Genomic DNA, 20,990 nt, shown 5'->3' with positions numbered 1-20,990 from the left:
CCTAAGATGACCGCGATGACGTCGAACACGCCCATGCGACTGGCAGGGGTGGCGCTCTGTGCCGGCTTGTGGTCCATTCTGACTACGCTGCCCGCGCTCGCCGTCACGCTCGCCGTGTCCTGCAGCGCGGTGGCCGTCGAGTTCCGGCTCTGCACCGAGGCCGCGCGTCAATGGGCGGAGCAGACGGGCAACGAGGTCCGGATGATCTCCACGCCCGCAAGTGCGAGCGAACGCCTGGCGCTCTATCAGCAGCTCCTGGCCGCGCAGTCGGCTGCGATCGACGTCCTGCAGATCGATGTCGTCTGGCCGGGAATCCTGGGCAGCCATCTGGTCGATCTGTCGCCGGCGATGGATGGCGCAACGCGCCAGGCGCATTTTCCCACCACGATCGACAACAACACGATCGACGGCCGGCTGGTCGCGATGCCGTGGTTCACCAATGTCGGCCTGCTCTACTACCGGCGAGACCTTCTGGAACGCTACGGCCGTCCCGTGCCGGACAGCTGGGCCTCCCTGGCGGAAACCGCACGGGTGGTCATGGAGGGAGAACGTTCCTCCGGGCGGCGCCTGTGGGGCTATGTCTTCCAGGCCCGGGCCTATGAAGGACTGACCGTCAACGCGCTCGAATGGGTGGGCAGCTTCGGCGGAGGCACGATCATTGATCGCGCCGGGCGCGTCACGATCAACAATCCCGCCGCGATCGAGGCCATCGACGGCGCGGCGTCCTGGATGCGCCGGATCACGCCGCCGGGTGTCCTGAACTACGCCGAGGAAGAGACCCGCGGCGTGTTCCAGACCGGCCGGGCCGTGTTCATGCGGAACTGGCCCTATGCTTGGCCTCTGGTGAACGGTCCCGACAGCCCGGTGCGCGGCCTCGTCGGCGTCGCGCTGTTGCCGCGCGGCCGGGAGGATGGCAGCGCCGCCATCCTCGGCGGCGAGGGCCTCGCGGTGTCCCGATATTCGCGGCATCCGCAGGAGGCGGCGAGCCTCGTCCGCTACCTGGTATCCCGCGCCGAACAGAAGCGCCGGGCGATCGAGGGCGGATTCAATCCCACGATCCGCGACCTGTACGACGATCCGGAGGTGCTCGCGACGAACCCCCTTCTCCGCACGCTGCGGCGGAGTTTCGAGGAGGCGGCGGTGAGACCCGCCGCCCAGAGCGGCTCGCGCTACAATCAGGTCTCGGCGCGCTTCTGGAGCGCGGTGCACGCCGTGCTCTCCGCGCAGATGCGCGCCGGAGCGGCACTCGTCCGTCTCGAGCGCGACCTCGCCCGCATCGGGTTTGCACGTCGATGACGGGGCCCGGCGCGGGGTCGCCGCTCGCCCGCGCCAAGCGGCGCGCGGCGCTGCCCTTCCTTCTGCCCTTGATCGTGACCCTGCTGCTGGTGGCCGGTTGGCCGCTGCTGCGCACCGTCTGGCTGTCCCTGACCGATGCACGCCTCGAGGCGGGGCTCGCACCGCACTTCGTCGGCATTGCGAACTACACCTACCTGCTGTCGGATCCGGAATGGTGGTCCGCCGTGCGCAACACCGTCGTTTTCGCCGTCACCTCGGTGGCGCTCGAAACCGTTCTCGGTGTCCTGATCGCGCTCGCCCTGAACGAGAAGATGCGGGGCCGCGGCATCCTGCGGGCCGCCATGCTGATCCCCTGGGCCATCCCGACGGTCGTCGCCGCCCAGATGTGGAACTGGATGCTCCACGACCAGTACGGGGTCGTGAACCAGGCGCTGCTGGCGCTCGGCGTCGTCCAGGACCCGGTCGCCTTCACCGCCGATCCGGACCTCGCATTGTGGACGGTGATCGCCGTCGATGTCTGGAAGGCGACGCCCTTCATGGTCCTGCTGTCCCTGGCGGCGCTGCAGCTGCTGCCGGATGAGATCTACGAGGCCGCGGAGATCGATGGGCTCGGGCCGGTCGGCCGCTTCTTCCGCATCACGCTGCCGCTGATCCGTCCGGCTCTCATGGTCGCCGTGACCTTCCGGAGTCTCGACGCCCTGCGGGTCTTCGACCTGATGTACATCCTCACGGGCAACAGCGCGGCGGCCGCGTCGATGTCCGTCTACGCCCGCCAGCATCTCGTCGACTTCCAGGATGTCGGATACGGATCGGCCGCGGCCACGGCCCTGTTCCTGATGATCGCGGCCCTGACCTCGTTGCTGGTCATCGCGGGGCGCATCCAGGCTGCACCGGAGGAGGACGATCGATGACCTGGCGACGCACCAGGCGTCGGCTGGGCCGATTGCTGCTCGCCCTGCTGCTGGTCGTGATCTTCCTGTACGCGACCCTTCCCTTCATCTGGGCGATCGCGACATCGCTCCGGACCGGTGCGGCCCTGTTCGACCCCTCCCCCTTCGCCGCCTTGCCGACCCTCGACAACTACAGGTCCGCGCTTGGGGGAAGGACCTTTCTCAGGAGCATCGCCAACTCCGTGGCCGTCGCAGGGTCGGTCGTCCTGTTGTCGCTGCTGATCGGTCTGACCGCGGGCTATGCGCTCGGCCGGACGAGCTTTCGCGGCCGCCGCCTTCTGCTCGCGACGATCCTCGCCGTCTCGATGTTCCCGCAGGTCGCGGTCCTGTCGGGCATGTTCGAATTGATCCGGGTCCTGGGCCTCTACGACAACCTGCTCGCCCTGACCTTGAGCTACATGATCTTCACCCTGCCCTTCACCGTCTGGGTCCTGGCCACTTTCATGCGGAATCTTCCGATCGAGCTGGAGGAAGCCGCGATGGTGGACGGGGCGACCACGATGGTGGTCCTGACCCGGATCTTCCTGCCGTTGCTGGCGCCGGCGCTGGTCACCACGGGATTGATCTCGTTCATCGCCGCCTGGAACGAGTTTCTCTTCGCGCTGACCTTCACGCTGACGGACGAGAAACGCACCGTCCCCGTCGCCATCGCGCTCATGACCGGATCGAGCGCCTTCGAACTGCCATGGGGGCAGATCATGGCCGCGTCCGTCATCGTCACCGTGCCGCTGGTGGCGCTGGTGCTGGTGTTCCAGCGCCGCATCGCGGCCGGACTGGTCGCCGGGGCGGTCAAGGGCTGACACGGGCCGAATCGTCCGCATTCCCACACCTCACCCCTTCGTGTCAGATTGCCTCCAAACCGGGACCGAAGCCCCACCAAGGGGCCGGAAAAAGGAGACGATCGTCATGCCGCAGCCCCTCACATCCCGCCGCGCGCTTCTGGCCGCCGGCGGTACGGCCGGGCTGCTCCAGGCGAGGACCCGCGCCTTCGCGCAGGCCGCCCTCGAACCCCGTGTCGTGGTGGTCACCAGTTTCTCGCGCGACGTCACCACGCCCTTCGTCCAGGCCTTCGAACGCGCGAACCCCGGCACCAAGGTCGAGATCCAGAACCGCAACACCGCCGCCGCCGTCGCCTTCATCCGCGAGACGCGCTCGAGCCCGCCGGACCTGATGTGGGCCAGCGCGCCCGATGCCTTCGAGGTTCTGAAGCAGGGCAACCTGCTGGCGCAGCCGCGCATCGACACCGCCGGCATTCCCGAGCGCATCGGCGGCCAGCCGACCAATGATCCCGACGGCCGCTACTTCGGCTTCGCCGTGTCCGGCTACGGCATCATGTACAATACGCGCTATCTGCGCGCGAACCGCCTGCCCGAACCGAAGGAATGGGCGGACCTCACGCGGCCGGTCTACCAGGGCCATGTCGGCATCTCGGCGCCGAGCCGGTCCGGCACCACGCATCTGACCATCGAGACGATCCTGCAGGGCGAAGGCTGGGAGAAGGGCTGGGCGCAGCTGCTCGAGATGGCGGGCAATTTCGCGCAGGTCTCGGACCGCAGCTTCGGCGTGCCGGATGCCGTGAACAGCGGCCAGTACGGCATCGGCATCGTGATCGACTTCTTCGGCCTCTCGGCCAAGGCCTCAGGCTTCCCGGTGGAATTCGTCTACCCCACCGTCACCACGCTGGTGCCGGCGAACATCGGGATGGTCGAGGGCGCGCGCAACCCGGAAGCCGCCCGAGCCTTCATCCAGTTCCTGCTCTCGCCGGCGGGGCAGCAGGTGCTGCTCGATCCCAAGGTGATGCGGCTGCCGGTGCGGCAGGAGACCTATGCGAACGCGCCGGCCGGCTTCCCGAACCCCTTCACGAACCCCAGCCTCGGCGCGCGCGTGCGCTTCAACAATGACGTCTCCGAGGTCCGCTACGAGCTGGTGAACAGCCTGTTCGACCGCGTCATCACCTTCCGCCTGCGCGAACTGACCGATGCCTGGAAGGCGGTCCGCGCAGCCGAGACGGCGCTCGGCCGCCGCGACAACGCCGAAGGCCGCCGCCTGCTGAACGAGGCCCGCGCGAAGCTGACCACGGTCCCGGTCACCGAGGCCCAGGCCGCCGATCCCGCCATTGCCGGCGCCTTCCGCGCCACCCGGCCGGATCGCCCCGCCGCCGGCCGCCAGGCGCAATTCGAGGAGGAATGGGACCGCCACGCGGTCGCCGCCTATGCCGAGGCCAAGCGCCTCGCCGAGCAGGCGCAGCGCGCCCGTTGAGCGCGACCGCCTCGCGCCCCTGGGGCGCGCGCCTCCGCATCGAGGCCAGCGCCAGCCAGGTCGCCGCCGCCGCCATCGTCGCCGCCTTCCTGCTGGCCTTCCTGGTGGTGCCGGTCGGGCGTGTCTTCCTGACCGCCTTCGCCGCGGCGGAGGGCGGCTTCACCCTTGTGCACTTCGCCGATTTCTTCCGCACCAGCCTGTTCATCGAGAGCTTCTGGAACAGCCTCTACGTCGCGGGCATGAGCGTGATCTTCGCCTCGCTCCTCGCCGTGCCGCTGGCCGTGATCCTGGCGCGCTACCGCTTCCCGGGCAGCGCGCTGATCGCGGTGCTGGGCGTCCTTCCGCTGGTCATGCCGCCCTTCGTGGGGGCGGTCGCGATGCAGCTCATCTTCGGGCGCAACGGCACGGTGAACCTGCTGCTGATGGACTGGTTCGACGTCCGGCTCGACCTGATGGAGGGGCTGAACGGCGTCATCTTCGTCCAGTCGCTGCACTACTTCCCTTTCATCCTGATGAACCTCAGCGCCTCGCTCTCCAACATCGACGTCTCGATGGAGGAGGCCGGGCAGAATCTCGGCGCGCGCGGCGCGACGCTGCTGCGCACCATCGTCCTGCCGCTGGCGCTGCCGGGCTACCTCGCCGGGGCGAGCCTGGTCTTCGTCAAGGTGTTCGACGACCTGGCGACGCCGCTGCTGCTGAACGTGACGAACATGCTCGCCCCGCAGGCCTATCTGCGGGTGACCTCCGTCGGGCTCGGCGACCCGATGGGCTATGTGATCAGCGTCATCCTGGTGGTGGTCTCGGTGGCGGCGATGGCGGCCTCCGCGCTGCTGCTGCGGGGGCGCGACTACGCCACCTCGCAGCGCGGCGGCGGCGGGTTGTCGCAGCGGCGCATGACGCCGGCGGGCAGGATCATGGCCTGGTGCTTCGTGGTGCCGGCGCTGCTGCTGGTGCTTGCCCCGCATGCGGGCATCCTGCTGCTCAGCCTCGCGACCATCTGGTCCTTCAGCCCGCTGCCGGACGGCTTCACCCTCGCCCATTACGCAACGGTGCTGCGAGAGACCCCGCAATTCCTGACCAACACGCTGCTGTTCTGCGGCATCGCGGCGTTCATCGACGTCGTGCTGGGCGTCGTCATCGCCTGGCTGGTGCACCGCACGCGGCTGCCGGGGCGCGCGCTGCTCGACCTGGTGGCGATGTCGGCGCTGGCGGTGCCAGGGCTGGTGCTCGGCATCGGCATCCTGCGCACCTATTTCGACGTTCATCTGCCGGGCGGGGATTCCCTCGCGACGTCCTGGATCATGCTGACCATCGTGCTCGCGGTGCGGCGCCTGCCCTATGCGCTGCGGGCGGCGACGGCGGCGCTGCGGCAGGTGCACCGAAGCCTCGAGGAAGCGGCGGAGAATCTGGGTGCAGGGTCCGCGACGACCCTCGCGCGCATCGTCGTTCCGCTGATGGCGGGCGGGCTCGCCGCCGCCTTCGTCACCAGCTTCGCCACCGCGGCGGTGGAACTGTCCGCCACGCTGGTGCTGGTGACGCGGGATGTCGACGCGCCGCTCTCCTACGGCATCTACATCTACATGCAGAGCGCGGCCGGCCGCGGACCGGGCGCCGCGCTCGGCGTCATCGCCGTGGTCGTCGTCGCGATCTGCACCTGGGCGGCGCACGCCTTCGCGGAACGCGAACGCCGGCGCCGCTCGAGGACCGTTGAACCCCGGGGGGCGGCATGAGCGCGCAGGGCGTGGATGTGGAGGGCGTCTCCTTCGGCTATGGCGCCACGCGCGTGCTGGAGGACGTGTCGCTCTCCATCCGCAAGGGAGAGTTCTTCGCGTTCCTCGGCCCGTCCGGCAGCGGCAAGACCACGCTGCTGCGCCTGATCGCGGGATTCGGGACGCCGGATCGCGGCCGCATCCTGATCGGCGGCCGCGACATGACGCGCACGCCGCCCTGGAGCCGCAATGTCGGCCTGGTGTTCCAGAACTACGCCCTGTGGCCGCACATGACCGTCGCGCAGAACGTCGCCTTCGGGCTCGAGCGCCGCAGGGTGCCGCGCGCCGAGCGCGACCGGCGCGTGCGCGCCGCGCTCGACATGGTCGGCCTCGCGCATCTGATCGACCGGCGCCCTGCCCAGTTGTCGGGCGGCCAGCAGCAACGGGTCGCCATCGCGCGGACGCTCGCCATCGAACCCGAGGTGCTGCTGCTGGACGAACCGCTGTCGAATCTGGACGCCGCGCTGCGTGCCGGCGTGCGGCAGGAGCTGGTCGAATTGCAGCGGCGCCTCGGGCTCACGACCATCCTGGTCACTCACGACCAGGAGGAAGCCAATGCCGCGGCGGATCGCATGGCGGTGCTGGACGGTGGCCGGGTCCTGCAGATGGGCACGCCCACCGAGCTCTACGACCGGCCGGCCAACCGCTTCGTCGCATCCTTCCTCGGCACCGCCAACCTGATCGACGGCACGGTGGAAGGCGGCGTCTTCCGTGCCGGCGGCATCACGCTGGCGCTGCGCGAGCCCGCTACACCGGGCCGGGCAACGCTGGCCCTGCGACCGCAGGCCATTCGGCTCCATCGCGACGCCAGCGGCGGTGCGCTTGCGGCTCGGGTGTTGCGGACGGAGTTTCTGGGCGGACATGTCCGCTACACGCTCGAACTCCAGGAAGGCCAGCAGCTGACGACCGAGGAAGTGCACCTGCGCGGTCGCGATCCGCTGGCCCCCGGCGGCGGGGTGCAGCTCGAGATCGATCCACAGCAGGTGTCGATCCTCTAGCCCAGCCTCCGCCCAGCGGCGTCCCGACGCATGCGGGTGCTGCCCGGATGCGCGCCCACGGGTGTGCGCAGTTTCCGGTCATCCCCTGCACGACCCTGGTGCAAGCGCCGTTCGACATGGCGACGTGCGGTCCACGAAGGGTCTTGTCAGCTCAGGAACCCCCGCTTAGCGTTCCATCATCTTGCATTCGAGTTCCATAAAATGGAACACATCGGGATGACCGGATGACGATCCTCGCGAGTGCCGCGGCGGTGCTTCGCTGCTTTTCGGCGACGCGCAGCAGCATCACCGTCACCGAGGCGGCGTCGCTGCTCGCGCTCCCGAAGAGCAACACGTCGCGCCTGCTGCGCGCCATGCGCGATGCCGGGCTGCTCGAGACGATCGGGGAGTCAAAGCGGTATCGGCCCGGCGCCCTGCTGCTCGGCCTTGGCCAGAGCTTCCGGAGCGCGTCGTCGCTCGTGAATCGCGCCGATGCCGTGGTCGCGCGTCTTGTCGCCGCGATCGGTCACACGGGCTACGTCTCCATCCGCGACGGCAATGCGGTCTCGGGCGTCACCTACCACCCGGGCAGCAATGCGCTGCATGTCGCCACACCCGTCGGTCGGCCGCTGCCGGCCCATTCCTGCGCGACCGGGCGGTCCTTGCTCGCGCGCATGACGGACGATCAGGTCCGTGCCCTGTTCGAGGGGCCCTGGACGCCGGTGTCGCGCACCGCGCCGCAGGACATCGCGGAACTGCTCGACCGGCTGCGGAAGGTCCGCGGCCTCGGCTACGCGGAATCGCATGACGAGGCGAACCGCGGCGTCGGCGCCATCGCCTGCGCCGTCGGGGCGCCCGAGACGGGAGAGACCGTCAGCCTCTGCATCGCCTACCCGATTTCCACCGTCACGGCGGCGGAGCGGAAGGACATCATCGGCCGGCTGCTCGCCGGGGCGCGGGACGTCGCCGCCCTGGTGGGCGACCCGGTCTGGGCCGGTCAGGCCACCACCCTGGCCCCGGCCGCGTGACGAGGAAGGATCCGATCGTGCCCGATACAACGCCCCGACTGGCCGGCCGCTGGCGGCTCGGCTTCGACATCGGCGGCACCTTCACCGACTTCGTCCTGCTCGACGCCGCGACGGGTGGCATCACCCTGCACAAATGCCTGACCACGCCGCAGGATCCGGCCGAGGGCGCGCTGGAGGGCATCCGCGCCATCACCGCCCAGGCCGGCATCGCGGCCGGGGACCTGTCCGAGGTGGTGCACGGCACCACCCTCGTCACCAATGCGCTGATCGAGCGCCGCGGCGCGACGACGGGGCTGCTGACGACGCGGGGCTTCCGCGACGTGCTCGAACTCGGCATCGAGCAGCGCTACGACATCTACGACCTGTTCCTGCGCTTCCCCGATCCGATCGTCCCGCGCCGCCGGCGCATCGAGATCACCGAACGCATCGCGCATGACGGCAGCATCGTCGCGCCGCTGGATGCGGAGGCGGTGCGCGCCGCCGGCGCGCGCCTGGTCGCCGAGGGCTGCACCGCCATCGCGATCTGCTTCCTCCATGCCTACGCCAACCCGGCGCATGAGAAGGCCGCCGCCGCCGTGCTGCGCGCCGCCTTCCCCGGCGTCTCGGTCAGCCTCTCGAGCGAGGTCGCGCCCGAGATCCGCGAATACGAGCGCAGCGTCACCACCTGCGCCAACGCCTTCGTGCAGCCGCTGATGGACCGCTACCTGGGACGGCTGCTGCGCGAACTGGATGCGCTCGGCTTCGCGGGCACGCTGCGGCTGATGCAGTCCGATGGCGGGCTCTGCGCGCCCGAGGTGGCGCGCGCCTTCCCGATCCGTCTGCTGGAATCCGGCCCGGCGGGCGGCGCGCTCGCCACCGTGCTCTTCGCCCGTGCCGCCGGGCTGCCCGATGCCCTCGCCTTCGACATGGGCGGTACCACCGCCAAGGCCTGCCTGATCGAGAATGGCCGCGCCGAAGTCGCGCCGATGATGGAAGCCGCGCGCGTCCATCGGTTCAAGCGCGGCTCCGGCCTGCCCATCCGCTCGCCCGTGGTGGACATGATCGAGATCGGGGCCGGCGGCGGATCGATCGCCGGCGTGGACGAGACGGGGTTGATCAAGGTCGGCCCGCATTCCGCAGGCGCCGATCCCGGTCCGGCCTGCTACGGCCGGGGCGGGGCGGCGGCGACCGTCACGGACGCCAACCTGCTGCTCGGCTACTACGATCCGGGTTTCTTCCTCGGCGGCGCGATGTCGCTCGACCTCGCGGCCAGCGAGGCCGCGATGACGCGGCTCGGCGCGCGCCTCGGCCTGTCGGGCATCGAGGCCGCCTGGGGCGTGCATGCCGTGGTCTGCGAGGCCATGGCGGGTGCCGCGCGCGTCCATCTGGTCGAGAAGGGCCGCGACCCACGCCGCTACGCCATGGTCGCCTTCGGCGGTGCCGGGCCGGCGCATGCGGCGGATGTGGCGCGCATCCTCGGCATCACGCAGGTGCTGGTGCCGCCGGCCTCGGGCGCAGCCTCGGCACTGGGGTTCCTCGCCGCACCGCTCGCCTTCGAGCAGTCGCGCAGCCTGATCGCGCCGCTCGGCGCCGGGGCTGACTGGGTGGCCGTCAATGCGGCACTCGAGGGGCTGGAAGCGGGAGCACGCGACCGTCTTCGCGGCGCCGGCGTCGCCGAGGCGTCGATGCGCGTGGAGCGCTCGGCCGAGATGCGCCTGGTCGGCCAGTTGCACCAGATCGCGGTGCCGCTGCCCGACGGTGCGCTCGACGCCGCGCGCCTGCCCGACATCCGCGCCGCCTTCGTCGAGACCTACCAGCGCCTCTACACCCGCGTGGTCGAGGGTGCGGAGATCGAGCTGCTCTCGCTGCGCGTCCGCGTCCTGGGGCCGGAACCGCAGATCACCGTCTCGGGCGCCGTCGCCGGCAGCGCGCAGGACGGCGCGGCGCTGAAGGGCCGCCGCCCCGCCTGGTTCGACGGCGCCTTCCGCGACACCCCGGTCTACGACCGCTACCGCCTCAAGCCCGGCGATCGCATCCCCGGCCCGGCCATCATCGAGGAACGCGAGGCCACCACGATCATCGGCCCCGGCGATGCCGTCGAGATCGACGCCGTGCTCAACCTGCGGATCACCGTCGCCGCGGCGGCGAAGGGCGAAGCGCTGGTCACGCCGGGCATGGCGCTCGAGGAAGCCAAGGCGCGCATCGAATCCGACCCGATCGGGCTCGAGATCATGTGGTCGCGCCTGATCTCGATCGTCGAGGAGATGTGGCAGACCGTCTGCCGCACCGCGTACTCACTCATCATCGCCGAGGCGCAGGACTTCGCGAACGAGATCCTCGATCCGCAGGGCAATCCGCTGGCGCATTCGCCGCGCGCCATGCCGCTGTTCAACCTGACGTTGACCCGCTGCGTGAAGGCGCTGCTCGAGCATTTCCCGGCCGAGACGCTGCAGCCGGGCGACGTGCTGGTGACGAACGACCCCTGGCTCTGCGCCGGGCATCTGTTCGACATCGCCCTCGTCACGCCGGTCTTCCACCAGGGCCGCGTCGTCGCGCTGATGGGCACGGTCGGCCATGTCAGCGACATCGGCGGGGTGAAGGACCCGCTGGCGGCGCGCGAGATCTACGACGAGGGCCTGCAGATCCCGCCCATGAAGCTCTATGAGGCGGGGCGGCCGGATCGTTCGCTCTTCCGCCTCATGGCGCAGAACATCCGCAACAGCGACCAGGTGCTGGGCGACGTCGAATCCATGGTCACGTCCAACGCGCTCGGCGCGCAGCGGCTGGTGGCCTTCATGGAGGAATACGGGCTGCAGGATCTCGCCGCGCTCGCCGCGGTGGTGCAGGGCCGCAGCGAGGCAGCGACCCGCGCCGCCATCCGCGCCGTGCCCGACGGCGTTTATGAGAGCGAGATCGAGAATCGTCCGCTCGGTGAGGTGCTCCGCTACCGCGTCCGCGTCCACAAGAAGGGCGACAGCATCCATGTGGAACATGTGGACGCGCCGCCCACCCTGCCGCGCGGCGGGCTCAACTGCACGATGAACGTCACGGCGGCGCATTCCTCCTACCCGCTGAAGTGCATGCTGACGCCGAATGTGCGCGGCAATGCCGGCTGCTACGCGCCGATCAGCGTGGTGGCACCCGAAGGCTCGGCGCTGAACTGCAAGCCGCCGGCCGCCGTCGCCTATCGCACGCGGCTGTCCTGGTTCCTCGGGCCGAACCTGTATCGCGCCATGGCGCCGGCGATCCCGGACAAGGTCCAGGCCTTCACCGGCCTGCCGAAATCCTACGGCTTCTACGGCCGCAACCATCAGGGCCGTGTCGCGTCGGACCACTTCTTCATGGGTGGCGGGCAGGGTGCGTCGTCCAGGGCGGACGGCAAGTCGGGACTGCTCTTCCCGACCTCGGCGGCCAACACGCCGGTCGAACTGCTGGAAAGCCGCATGCCCGTGCTGGTGGTGGAAAAGGGCCTCGTCGCCGACACCGCCGGGCCCGGCCGTCAGCGCGGCGGGCTCGGGCAGCGCATGCGCGCGCGGCGCCTGGTCGGCGGACCGGAGCCGATCATGGTCGGCCTCTATCCCGAAGGCTGGGGCCTCAAGCCGGAAGGGCTGTTCGGCGGCCGCCCCGGCGCGCCCGGCCTGGGCCTGGTGAAGGGGGCGGACGATACGACCCCGCGCGACGTCGGCACCGGCGAGATGGTGACGCTGCTCGACGCCCGCACGGAGATCGAAGGCCGCATCGCCGGCGGCTCGGGCTTCGGCGACCCGTGGGAACGATCGGTCGAGGCCGTGCAGGCCGACCTCGACGATGATTACATCACGCCCGAGGGCGCCGTTCGCGACTATGGTGTCGTGCTCGGGCCGGACGGGCGCATCGATCCCGTCGCCACCGCGCGGCGGCGGGCGGAACACCGAACAGGCGCGGACAGGGACATGGCGGCAACGACCGGGGGTTCAGCATGACACAAGACATTTCGCGCCGCGGACTGATGGCCGGTGCGGCACTGCTCACGGCCGGCATGCCCGGCATCAGCGCGGCCTTCGAGCGCGACGGGAACCGCAAGGTGCTGGTCTTCTCGGGCAACCAGCAGGTGCCGGTGCTCGACCCGCATGTGCGCTACGACTGGTCCACGCGCATGATCCAGCAGTCCGTCTACGACGCGCTGTTGAAGTACGAGGGCGATCCACCGCGGATCGTGCCCTGGCTCGCCGAGCGCTACGACGTCTCGCCCGATGGCCGGATCTACACCTTCCACCTGGTGGGCACTGCGAAGTTCCATAACGGCGATCCGGTGGATGCCGAGGCGGTGCGCTTCTCCTTCGAGCGCGGCCTGAAGCTGAACGCGGGCATCGCCTGGATGCTCAAGGACTTCCTGAAGCCGGAGAATATCGTCGCGGTCGATGCCCGCACCGTCCGCTTCACGCTGGACCGGCCCTTCGCGCCGTTCATTTCCTACGTGCCGTGGTGGTACGTCGTGAACCCGAAGCAGGTGATGGCGAACCAGGAGGGCGACGACCTCGGCCGCAAGTGGCTGACCGAGAATGCCGCCGGCTCCGGCCCCTTCCGCCTGCGCCGCTTCGACGCCAATACGCTGATGCACCTCGATGCCGTGCCCGACTACTGGAAGGGCTGGCCGATGGCCGATGCCGACCGGCCGTCCGGCATCATCTACCGCATCATCCGCGAGGCTGCGCCCCGCAAGGCCGCGCTGCAGCGGCGCGAGGCCGACATCATCACCAACCTCACGCCCGACGACATCGAACAGCTGTCGCGCGTGCCGGGCGTGGTGGTGGAGAACCACAAGGGCTCGACCACCTTCGGCATCAAGTTCAACTGCCAGCAGGGCCCGACCGCGGACATCAACCTGCGCAAGGCCATCGCCTACGCCTTCGACTATGATTCGCTGCTCGCCATCCACAACGGCGCCGCCGTGCTGATGACGAGCCCCTTCCCCGCCTCGATGGCCGGGCACATCGACGTGCCGGGCATCCCGCGCAAGGATCTCGACAAGGCGCGCGACTTCCTGCGCCGGTCGCGCTTCCCGAATGGCGGGATCGAGCTGGAATACGTGCATGTCCAGGGGCTCGAGGACGCGCGGCGCATCGGCCTCGCGCTGCTCGACAGCCTGCGCGCGCTCGACATCCGCGTGAACATCGTCGGCCAGCCCTGGCCGACCATGACGAGCCGTGGCTCGAAGCCCGAGACATCGCCGAACATGATGTCGGTCTATGTGACGCCGGTGGGCACCGACCCCGACACGGTCGCGTACCAGTACCATCGCGCCTCCTGGGGCCTGTACTACGGCACGGCGCACTACGAGAACGCCGAGGTGTCGCGCTGGATCGACGAGGCGCGCGGCGAGACCGACAACGCGAAGCGCATGGCACTCTACGCCCGCATCCAGACGCAGATCGTCGCCGACCAGCCGGAGCTCTTCGGCATGGTGGCGAACCGCATCTGGGCGCGGCGCGACTACGTCCAGGGCTTCTCCTTCAGCCCCGTGCGCTTCACCGGGGAGATCGATCTCTACCCGCTCTGGGCCCGCGGATAGGTGCTCGGCTACCTCCTCCGGCGCATCGGCCTTGCGGGGCTGATGCTGTTTGGGCTGGTCTGCCTGACCTTCGTGATCTCCAACGTCGCGCCGTCGGATCCGGCGGCGCTGGCGGCGGGTCCGGATGCCGGGCGGTCGCAGATCGAACAGGCGCGCCGGGACTACGGTCTCGACAAGCCGCTGCCGGAGCAGTTCCTGCGCTATCTCACGGACCTCGCGCATGGGGATTTCGGCCGTTCGATCGCCACGGGGCGTTCGGTCGGCACGGATCTCGCGCGGTACTTCCCGGCGACGCTGGAACTCGTGATCCTCGCCATGGCGCTCGGCGTGCTGCTCGGCGTCCCGCTCGGCGTGCTCTCGGCGCTGCGCAAGGACGGGCCGGCGGATCACGCCACGCGCATCTTCGCCGTCTCCGGCATCGCGCTGCCGCCCTTCTGGTTCGGGCTGCTGCTGCAGCTTGCCTTCGCCACCTGGCTCGGCCTGCTGCCCACCAGCGGGCGGCTGTCGGTCTTCACCGAACCGCCACCGCCCATCACCGGGTTGCTGCTGGTGGACTCCCTGATGACCGGCCATTTCGAATTGTTTCGGGAGGCACTGTCCCACATCATCCTGCCGGCAATCGTGCTGTCGCTGCCCTGCCTCGCCTCCATCCTGCGGGTGAACCGGTCCGAGATGGTGGAGGCGCTGCGCATGGACTACGTCACGGCCGCGCGCGCACATGGCGTGACACCCTGGCGCATCGTCATGGTGCATGCGCTGAAGAACGCGATGCTGCCGACGCTTGCGATCATCGGCCTCCGCTGGGGCTGGATGATGTCCAGCACCGTGCTGGTCGAGACAGTCTTCGACTGGCCGGGCATTGGCCTCTACGCCGTCTCCTCCGCCATTGCCGGGGACTTCAAGCCGGTGATGGGCGTGACGCTGATTGTCGGGCTGAACTTCATGATCGCGAACCTGATCGTCGACCTCCTGTACGGGGTGCTCGACCCGCGCCTGCGCAGGGCCTGATGTCCGCCATCGCCGAGGAAACCGTCGCCGCCCCGCCGCGCCGCCGCCTGCGGCTCGCACTTTGGCTGCTGTCGCGGTCCTTCTCCTCCATGCTCGGGCTGTTCCTCGTGATCGCCATCGTGGTGCTGGCGCTGATCGGGCCCTGGATCGTGCCTTATCCCGACCATGTCGCCGGTGCGGTGAACCTCGCGAACAAGCTGCAGCCGCCCTCGGCCGCGCATTGGCTGGGCACCGACGAGGTCGGCAACGACATCCTCACCCGCGTCATCATCGGTGCGCGCATCTCGCTGCTGGTCGGCATCGGCATCACCTTCGCCGCCGCCGCGATCGGCGTGCCGCTCGGCATCCTCGCCGGCCTCGCGGGTGGGCGGCTGCGCGAAGCGATCATGCGCTTCACGGACCTGTTCCTCTCCGTGCCGGGCCTGGTGCTCGCCATCGCCCTGGTCGCCGCCCTGGGCCCGGGGATCGTCAACGCCATGATCGCACTGATCCTGGTCTGGTGGCCGGGCTATGTCCGGCTCGCGGAATCCAAGGCTCTGTCGATCCGCGAGGAACCCTTCATCGAGGCCGCGCGCGTCGCCGGCGCCTCCCGCGCGCGCATCCTGCGCCGCCACGTCCTGCCCAACAGCCTCTCCCCGCTCATCGTGAAGATGTCGATGGATATCGGCCAGGCGATCCTGGCCGTCGCCTCGCTCGGCTTCATCGGCCTGGGCGCGAAACCGCCGACGCCGGAATGGGGCGCGATGATCTCGATCGCGCGCGGCTACCTGCCGGACTGGTGGTGGTACGCGATGGCGCCCGGGGTCTTCATCTACCTCGCCGTGCTGGGCTTCAACCTGCTCGGTGACGGGCTGCGCGACATCCTCGACCCGCGGAGCAACCGCGGATGACCGCGCTGCTCGAGATCGCGGACTACCGCCTCGCCTTCGACACCTTCGACGGCACCGCGCAGGTCCTGGACGGCATCGACCTGACGCTCGAGGCCGGCGGCACCCTCGGCATCGTGGGCGAAACGGGCTGCGGCAAGTCGGTACTGGCCCGCAGCCTCATGGCACTGAACCCGATGCCGCCGGCGCGCGTCGTCTCGGGGCAGATCCGCTTCCAGGGCAGCGACATCCTTGCCATGTCCGAGCGCGAGATGCGCCGCCTGCGCGGCCGCGCCATCTCCATGGTGTTCCAGGACCCTGCCTCCTACCTCAATCCGCTGCTCGCCATCGGCACGCAGATGGAGGACGCGATCCGCGGCCAGGATGCCGCCGTGGGGGAGCGCCAGCGCCCCCGCGCCGCCGCCCGGGCGCGTGCGGCCGAACTGCTCGCCGCGGTTGGCCTGCCCGAGCCCGCGCGGCTGCTCGACAGCCATCCGCACCAGCTTTCGGGCGGGATGCGGCAGCGCGTGCTGATCGCCATGGCGCTCGCCGGCGACCCGGTGCTGCTGGTGGCGGATGAGCCGACCACCGCGCTCGACGTCACCGTGCAGGCGCAGGTGCTGGCGCTGATCGCACGCCTGGTCGCCGAGCGCGGGCTGGCACTCATGCTCATCACGCACGATCTCGGCGTGGTTGCGGCCGCCTGCGCCCGCGTCGCAGTGATGTATGCCGGTACGGTGGTGGAGGAAGCGCCGACCGCGGACCTCCTCTCCCGCCCGCTGCATCCCTATGCGCGCGGCCTGATCGCGGCCGTGCCCGACCTCGATCATCCGGAACACCGGCCGCAAGGCATCGCCGGCAGCATCCCGAGCCTCATCACGCCGCCGCAGGGCTGCCGCTTCCATCCGCGCTGCCCGATCGCGACCGAGCGCTGCCGCAGCGAAAAGCCGCTGCGTCGGGAGATCCTTCCCGGCCGCAGCATTGCCTGCCACCACGCCACGCCATGACGCAGCCGCTGCTCCGCGCCGAGGGCCTGTCGAAGACCTACGAAGCCAAGCGCGGCCTGTTCCGTGCTGCGCGCGCCGTACAGGCCGTGGCGGAGCTCGACCTCGCGCTCGATCGTGGTGCCGCCCTCGGCATCGTGGGGGAGAGCGGCTGCGGCAAGTCCACCCTGGCGCGGCTCCTGCTGCGCCTGATCCCGCTCAGTGCAGGCCGCATCACGTTCGACGGGCAGGACATCACCGGCCTGGACGAAGCGGCCATGCGCCCGCTGCGGCGGCGGATGCAGCTCATCCACCAGAACCCCTCCGCCGCGCTCGACCCGCGCCTGACCGCCGAGGATGCGGTGGCCGAGCCGCTCCGCATCCAGGGCCTCGCCACCGGCCGCGCGCTGCGCGACCGCGTGGCCGCCCTTCTGTCGGAAGTCGGCCTGCCGCCCGCCTTCCTGCACCGCTTCCCGCATGAACTCTCGGGCGGGCAGAAGCAGCGTGTCTGCATCGCGCGCGCGCTCGCACTGGAACCCGACCTGCTGGTGCTGGACGAGCCGACCTCGGCCCTCGACGTCTCGGTCCAGGCGCAGATCCTCGACGTGCTGGACGGGCTTCGGGCACGGCGCGGCCTCGCCTACCTTTTCATCAGCCACAACCTCGCCGTGGTGCGGCAGGTCTGCGAGCGCGTCGCCGTCATGTATCTCGGCCGCATCGTGGAGGAAGGCACCGCCGCCGAGGTGTTGGGGACGCCACGTCATCCCTATACGCGGGCGCTGCTCGGCTCGGTGCCGCGTCTCGCGGCGCACGGCATCGCGCCCGCCGCGCCCGGCGAACCGCCCAACCCGGCCTCACCGCCGCCCGGCTGCGCCTTCCACCCGCGTTGCCCGATCGCCATCCCCGCCTGTCGCGACGCCATGCCGCCGCTCGCCACGCTTTCGGACGGCCACCGCCTTCGCTGCCCCCGCGCCATGGAGGTCTCGCCATGACCCCGCTGCCCGTCTTCGTCATCGGCCAGGCGCCGCGCCCCGACCTTGCCGCCGAGATCGCCGCCGCCGCACCGGGCCTGCCCATCGCGATGCGCGGCGCTCTCGACGGCATGACGCGGGCCGATATCGCCGCCATCAGGCCCCGCGACGGCACCGACACGCTTTTCACCATGCTGCCTTCGGGCGAGGGCGTCTCGATCTCCAAGGAAGCGGTGACGCAGCGCATGCGCACGCTGCTGGAGACGACGCCCGGCCCGGTGCTGCTCGCCTGCACCGGCACCTTCAAGGGCCTCCCGGCGCGGCCCGGCCTGGTCCAGCCCTCCGCGGTGCTGAACGGGCTCGCCGAGGCGCTGCTGCCTCGCGGCCGGCTCGGCCTGTTCGTGCCCCTGCCCGAACAGGCGGCGACGCTCGGCGCATCCCGTGCACGGGACGGCCTGGCGCTGTCCGTCGTTGCGCTGCGCCCGCATTCCGACGACGCCACCCGCGCGGCCGCGATGGCCGAGATGGCGGCGCAGCAGCCGGACCTCGTGCTGCTCGACTGCATTTCCTACACCCGGCAGGACAAGGCGGCCGCCGTCGCCGCGTTGTCCTGCCCCGTCCTCCTCTCCGTCGCGGTGGCCGCACGCGCCGCCGCTTCGCTTCTGCCGGAATCCTGATGCGCGAGATCACCCTGGACGAGATCGAAGCCCTGGCCGTCGGGGCCTGGGTGCTGGGCACTGGGGGCGGCGGGTCGCCCTATCTCGGCCTGCTGAACATGCGGCGCCTCTATGCCGAGGGGAAGCGCGTGTCGCTGATGGACCCCGACGAGTTGGCGGATGACGACATGATCGCCGTCGTCTCCAACATGGGCGCGCCGCTGGTCGGGCAGGAACGCCTGGTGGACAGTGCCAACATCGCCCGCGCGGTGACGCTGATGGAGGAGTACCTCGGCAAGCCCTTCCGCGCGATCATGTCGGTCGAGATCGGCGGCAACAACGGCGTACAGCCCTTCCTCGCCGCCGCGGAGCTCGACAGGCCCGTCGTCGACGCCGACGCCATGGGCCGCGCCTATCCGGAAGCGCAGATGACCTCCTTCGCGGTCGGCGACCTCAAGCCCTGGCCGCTCTCCCTGGTCGATCCGCGCGGCATCGAGGGCATCGTCGCCAAGGTGCCGACCTGGAAATGGATGGAACGCCTGTCGCGCAAGATGTGCGTCGAGGTCGGCTCCATCGCCGCCACCTGCAAGGCGCCGCGCACCGGGGCCGAGGTGAAGCGCTGGGGCATCCTGCGCACCGCGACCCAGGCGATCAAGCTCGGCCAGGCGATCCGCCTGGCGCAGAAGGAGCATCGCGACCCGGTGCAGGCGATCCTCGAATCCGAGAAGGGCCTGCTGCTGTTCCGCGGCAAGGTCGCCGACATCGCGCGCCGCACCACGGAAGGCTTCCTGCGCGGCACGGCGAAGCTCGACGGCCTCGACGAATGGCGAGGCAGCGGCTTCGAGCTGGCCTTCCAGAACGAATGGGCGGTCGGCTGGCAGGATGGGAGTCCACGCGTGATGACGCCCGACCTGATCTGCGTGCTCGATACCGTCAGCGGCGAGGCGATCGGGACCGAGACGCTCCGCTACGGCCAGCGCGTCACCGTCGTGGCGCTGCCCGCGCCGCCGGTCTTCCTCTCACCCCGTGGATTGGAGTTCGTCGGCCCCCGTGCCTTCGGCTACGACCTCGACTTCCGCTCCGTCTTCGCGGGAGCCGCGGCATGAGGCGGCGCATCGGCATCGATGTCGGCGGCACCAACACGGACGCCGTGCTGCTGGAGGATGACCGCGTCCTGCACGCGATCAAGACGCCGACCACGGCGGATGTGCTGACCGGCGTCCGGCTCGCATTGCAGGACGTGGCGCGCGCCATGGGTCCGCAGGGCGTCCAGGCGGTCATGATCGGCACCACGCATTTCGTGAATGCGGTGGTGCAGCGGCGCGACCTCGCCCCCGTCGGCGCGCTGCGCATCGGCCTGCCGGCATCCCGCTCCCTGCCGCCCTTCTGCGACTGGCCGGAGGATCTCTCCGCGCTGGTCCGCGGCCAGGTGCACATGGTGGAAGGCGGCCTCGACTATGACGGGCGGCCGATCATGCCGCTGGACGAGGCCGCCGTCGCCGCGGCCGCGCGGGCGATGAAGTCCGTTGGCATCTCGTGCATCGCGATCAGCAGCATCTTCTCGCCGCTGGATCCCGGCATGGAGGATCGTGCGGAGGCGATCGTCCGCGACGTGATGCCCGATGCCGCGATCACCCTGTCCCACGACCTCGGTCGCATCGGCCTGCTGGAACGGGAGAACGTCGCGCTGCTCAATGCCTGCCTGGCGCCGCTCGCGCGCCACACGGTGCAGGCGTTCGAGGAAGCATTGCGCCAGGCCGGCATCGCAGCCCCGCTCTACATCACGCAGAACGACGGCACGGTCATCCGGGCCGAGCTCGCGGCGCGCTTCCCCGTGCTGTCCTTCGCGTCGGGTCCGACCAATTCCATGCGCGGAGCGGCCTTCCTGACAGGCCTCAGGGACGCGCTGGTGGTCGATGTCGGCGGCACCACCAGCGACATCGGGGCACTCAAGGCCGGCTTCCCGCGCGAAGCCAATGCCATCGTGCAGGTGGGTGGCGTGCGGACGCTGTTCCGCATGCCGGACCTGCTCTCCATCGGCCTCGGCGGCGGGTCGCATGTGGCGCAGGCAGACGGGCGAATCACCATCGGCCCGCGCAGCGTCGGGTTCCGGCTGCCGGAACTTGCGCGGATCTTCGGCGGTCCGCAGCTCACGACCAGCGACATCGCCGTGCGAGCGGGGCTGCTCGCGCTGGGGGATGCCGCGCGCGTCGGCGATGTCGCGCCCGACCTCGCGACAGCGGTGCTCGCTGAAGCCGCGCGGATGCTCGAGGAATCGGTGGATCGCATGAAGACCGACGCGGCGGAGGTTCCATTGCTCGCGGTGGGTGGCGGGGCGTTCCTGGTCCCGGACCATCTGCCAGGCGTCTCGACGGTGCTGCGCCCCGCCCATGCCGCCGTCGCCAACGCCGTCGGCGCCGCGATCGCCCAGGTGAGCGGAGAGGCCGACCAGGTCTTCCAGGGCATGTCGCGCGCCGAAGCGATGGTGGAGGCGGAGCGCATCGCGCGGGAGCGTGCCGTGGACGCCGGCGCTGATGGCGGGACGCTCGCGCTCGTGGACATCGAGGACCTGCCGATCGCCTATCTGCCGGGGGGTGCGATCCGGGTGCGGGCGCGCGTCGTGGGGGAGATCGCGTCGGCGCCCTGATCGCATGACGGCCTTTTGTCTGGACTTGAGGGCTATTATGTCTGCTCTGC

16 protein-coding genes are annotated in these 20,990 nt (G+C 70.3%); all 16 read left to right on the top strand.

Features of this window, described 5'->3' with window-relative positions; translation table 11 throughout:
* Positions 1 to 15: 15 nt before the first annotated feature.
* The 16 genes from GWK16_RS09230 (at position 16) to GWK16_RS09155 (ending at position 20,940) form a co-directional block, all read left to right on the top strand.
* Positions 16 to 1,296 (top strand): ABC transporter substrate-binding protein, encoded by a 1,281-nt coding sequence (locus tag GWK16_RS09230; RefSeq protein WP_211187217.1) that lies wholly within the window; start codon positions 16 to 18, stop codon positions 1,294 to 1,296.
* Entirely contained in the window at positions 1,293 to 2,207 is a 915-nt protein-coding gene (locus tag GWK16_RS09225; protein ID WP_170053618.1) for a carbohydrate ABC transporter permease, read from the top strand. The genes GWK16_RS09230 and GWK16_RS09225 overlap by 4 nt, the downstream gene beginning before the upstream one ends.
* Positions 2,204 to 3,046 carry a carbohydrate ABC transporter permease gene (locus GWK16_RS09220; protein ID WP_170053617.1) on the top strand — a complete coding sequence of 281 codons (843 nt, stop codon included), beginning with the start codon at positions 2,204 to 2,206 and terminating at the stop codon, positions 3,044 to 3,046. The genes GWK16_RS09225 and GWK16_RS09220 overlap by 4 nt, the downstream gene beginning before the upstream one ends.
* Positions 3,047 to 3,152: 106 nt before the next feature.
* Positions 3,153 to 4,505 carry an ABC transporter substrate-binding protein gene (locus tag GWK16_RS09215; protein ID WP_170053616.1) on the top strand — a complete coding sequence of 451 codons (1,353 nt, stop codon included), beginning with the start codon at positions 3,153 to 3,155 and terminating at the stop codon, positions 4,503 to 4,505.
* On the top strand, positions 4,502 to 6,235 hold the full coding sequence (locus GWK16_RS09210; protein WP_248291224.1) for an ABC transporter permease: 1,734 nt from the start codon (positions 4,502 to 4,504) through the stop codon (positions 6,233 to 6,235). Before GWK16_RS09215 ends, GWK16_RS09210 begins: the two co-directional genes overlap by 4 nt.
* Positions 6,232 to 7,272 carry an ABC transporter ATP-binding protein gene (locus GWK16_RS09205; protein WP_170053614.1) on the top strand — a complete coding sequence of 347 codons (1,041 nt, stop codon included), beginning with the start codon at positions 6,232 to 6,234 and terminating at the stop codon, positions 7,270 to 7,272. Before GWK16_RS09210 ends, GWK16_RS09205 begins: the two co-directional genes overlap by 4 nt.
* 224 nt (positions 7,273 to 7,496) lie before the next feature.
* Complete coding sequence (locus GWK16_RS09200) at positions 7,497 to 8,279, top strand: IclR family transcriptional regulator (RefSeq protein ID WP_170053613.1); 783 nt, start codon at positions 7,497 to 7,499, stop codon at positions 8,277 to 8,279.
* A gap of 17 nt (positions 8,280 to 8,296) precedes the next feature.
* Positions 8,297 to 12,220 carry a hydantoinase B/oxoprolinase family protein gene (locus tag GWK16_RS09195; protein WP_170053612.1) on the top strand — a complete coding sequence of 1,308 codons (3,924 nt, stop codon included), beginning with the start codon at positions 8,297 to 8,299 and terminating at the stop codon, positions 12,218 to 12,220.
* Positions 12,217 to 13,809: an ABC transporter substrate-binding protein gene (locus GWK16_RS09190; protein WP_211187215.1), complete on the top strand. Its 1,593-nt coding sequence runs from the start codon at positions 12,217 to 12,219 to the stop codon at positions 13,807 to 13,809. Before GWK16_RS09195 ends, GWK16_RS09190 begins: the two co-directional genes overlap by 4 nt.
* The gene (locus GWK16_RS09185; RefSeq protein ID WP_170053611.1) at positions 13,810 to 14,817 is read left to right on the top strand and encodes an ABC transporter permease subunit; all 1,008 of its coding nucleotides are present in this window, start codon (positions 13,810 to 13,812) and stop codon (positions 14,815 to 14,817) included.
* Complete coding sequence (locus GWK16_RS09180; RefSeq protein WP_170053610.1) at positions 14,817 to 15,707, top strand: ABC transporter permease; 891 nt, start codon at positions 14,817 to 14,819, stop codon at positions 15,705 to 15,707. The genes GWK16_RS09185 and GWK16_RS09180 overlap by 1 nt, the downstream gene beginning before the upstream one ends.
* The gene (locus tag GWK16_RS09175; protein ID WP_170053609.1) at positions 15,704 to 16,690 is read left to right on the top strand and encodes an ABC transporter ATP-binding protein; all 987 of its coding nucleotides are present in this window, start codon (positions 15,704 to 15,706) and stop codon (positions 16,688 to 16,690) included. Before GWK16_RS09180 ends, GWK16_RS09175 begins: the two co-directional genes overlap by 4 nt.
* The gene (locus GWK16_RS09170) at positions 16,687 to 17,658 is read left to right on the top strand and encodes an ABC transporter ATP-binding protein (RefSeq protein ID WP_170053608.1); all 972 of its coding nucleotides are present in this window, start codon (positions 16,687 to 16,689) and stop codon (positions 17,656 to 17,658) included. The genes GWK16_RS09175 and GWK16_RS09170 overlap by 4 nt, the downstream gene beginning before the upstream one ends.
* Positions 17,655 to 18,314, top strand: a complete 660-nt coding sequence (locus GWK16_RS09165; protein WP_211187213.1) for an AroM family protein — start codon at positions 17,655 to 17,657, stop codon at positions 18,312 to 18,314. Before GWK16_RS09170 ends, GWK16_RS09165 begins: the two co-directional genes overlap by 4 nt.
* Positions 18,314 to 19,399, top strand: coding sequence for a DUF917 domain-containing protein (locus tag GWK16_RS09160; RefSeq protein ID WP_170053607.1), 1,086 nt, complete (start codon positions 18,314 to 18,316; stop codon positions 19,397 to 19,399). The genes GWK16_RS09165 and GWK16_RS09160 overlap by 1 nt, the downstream gene beginning before the upstream one ends.
* On the top strand, positions 19,396 to 20,940 hold the full coding sequence (locus tag GWK16_RS09155) for a hydantoinase/oxoprolinase N-terminal domain-containing protein (protein WP_170053606.1): 1,545 nt from the start codon (positions 19,396 to 19,398) through the stop codon (positions 20,938 to 20,940). Before GWK16_RS09160 ends, GWK16_RS09155 begins: the two co-directional genes overlap by 4 nt.
* The last annotated feature ends 50 nt before the right edge of the window (positions 20,941 to 20,990 follow it).

Source organism: Neoroseomonas marina (assembly GCF_012927745.1).
In the GTDB taxonomy this organism is placed as follows: Bacteria; Pseudomonadota; Alphaproteobacteria; order Acetobacterales; family Acetobacteraceae; genus Neoroseomonas; species Neoroseomonas marina.
Note: the sequence above shows the minus strand (reverse complement) of the source record. Positions and strands in the feature narration are given on the sequence as shown.

What these genes read in the sequence shown, in the direction of transcription:
- GWK16_RS09180 (WP_170053610.1), top strand. Translation starts at nt 14,817, where the DNA reads ATGTCCGCCATCGCCGAGGAAACCGTCGCCGCCCCGCCGCGCCGCCGC.
- GWK16_RS09215 (WP_170053616.1), top strand. Translation starts at nt 3,153, where the DNA reads ATGCCGCAGCCCCTCACATCCCGCCGCGCGCTTCTGGCCGCCGGCGGT.
- GWK16_RS09170 (WP_170053608.1), top strand. Translation starts at nt 16,687, where the DNA reads ATGACGCAGCCGCTGCTCCGCGCCGAGGGCCTGTCGAAGACCTACGAA.
- GWK16_RS09205 (WP_170053614.1), top strand. Translation starts at nt 6,232, where the DNA reads ATGAGCGCGCAGGGCGTGGATGTGGAGGGCGTCTCCTTCGGCTATGGC.
- GWK16_RS09225 (WP_170053618.1), top strand. Translation starts at nt 1,293, where the DNA reads ATGACGGGGCCCGGCGCGGGGTCGCCGCTCGCCCGCGCCAAGCGGCGC.
- GWK16_RS09165 (WP_211187213.1), top strand. Translation starts at nt 17,655, where the DNA reads ATGACCCCGCTGCCCGTCTTCGTCATCGGCCAGGCGCCGCGCCCCGAC.
- GWK16_RS09220 (WP_170053617.1), top strand. Translation starts at nt 2,204, where the DNA reads ATGACCTGGCGACGCACCAGGCGTCGGCTGGGCCGATTGCTGCTCGCC.
- GWK16_RS09155 (WP_170053606.1), top strand. Translation starts at nt 19,396, where the DNA reads ATGAGGCGGCGCATCGGCATCGATGTCGGCGGCACCAACACGGACGCC.
- GWK16_RS09175 (WP_170053609.1), top strand. Translation starts at nt 15,704, where the DNA reads ATGACCGCGCTGCTCGAGATCGCGGACTACCGCCTCGCCTTCGACACC.
- GWK16_RS09190 (WP_211187215.1), top strand. Translation starts at nt 12,217, where the DNA reads ATGACACAAGACATTTCGCGCCGCGGACTGATGGCCGGTGCGGCACTG.
- GWK16_RS09200 (WP_170053613.1), top strand. Translation starts at nt 7,497, where the DNA reads ATGACGATCCTCGCGAGTGCCGCGGCGGTGCTTCGCTGCTTTTCGGCG.
- GWK16_RS09230 (WP_211187217.1), top strand. Translation starts at nt 16, where the DNA reads ATGACGTCGAACACGCCCATGCGACTGGCAGGGGTGGCGCTCTGTGCC.
- GWK16_RS09160 (WP_170053607.1), top strand. Translation starts at nt 18,314, where the DNA reads ATGCGCGAGATCACCCTGGACGAGATCGAAGCCCTGGCCGTCGGGGCC.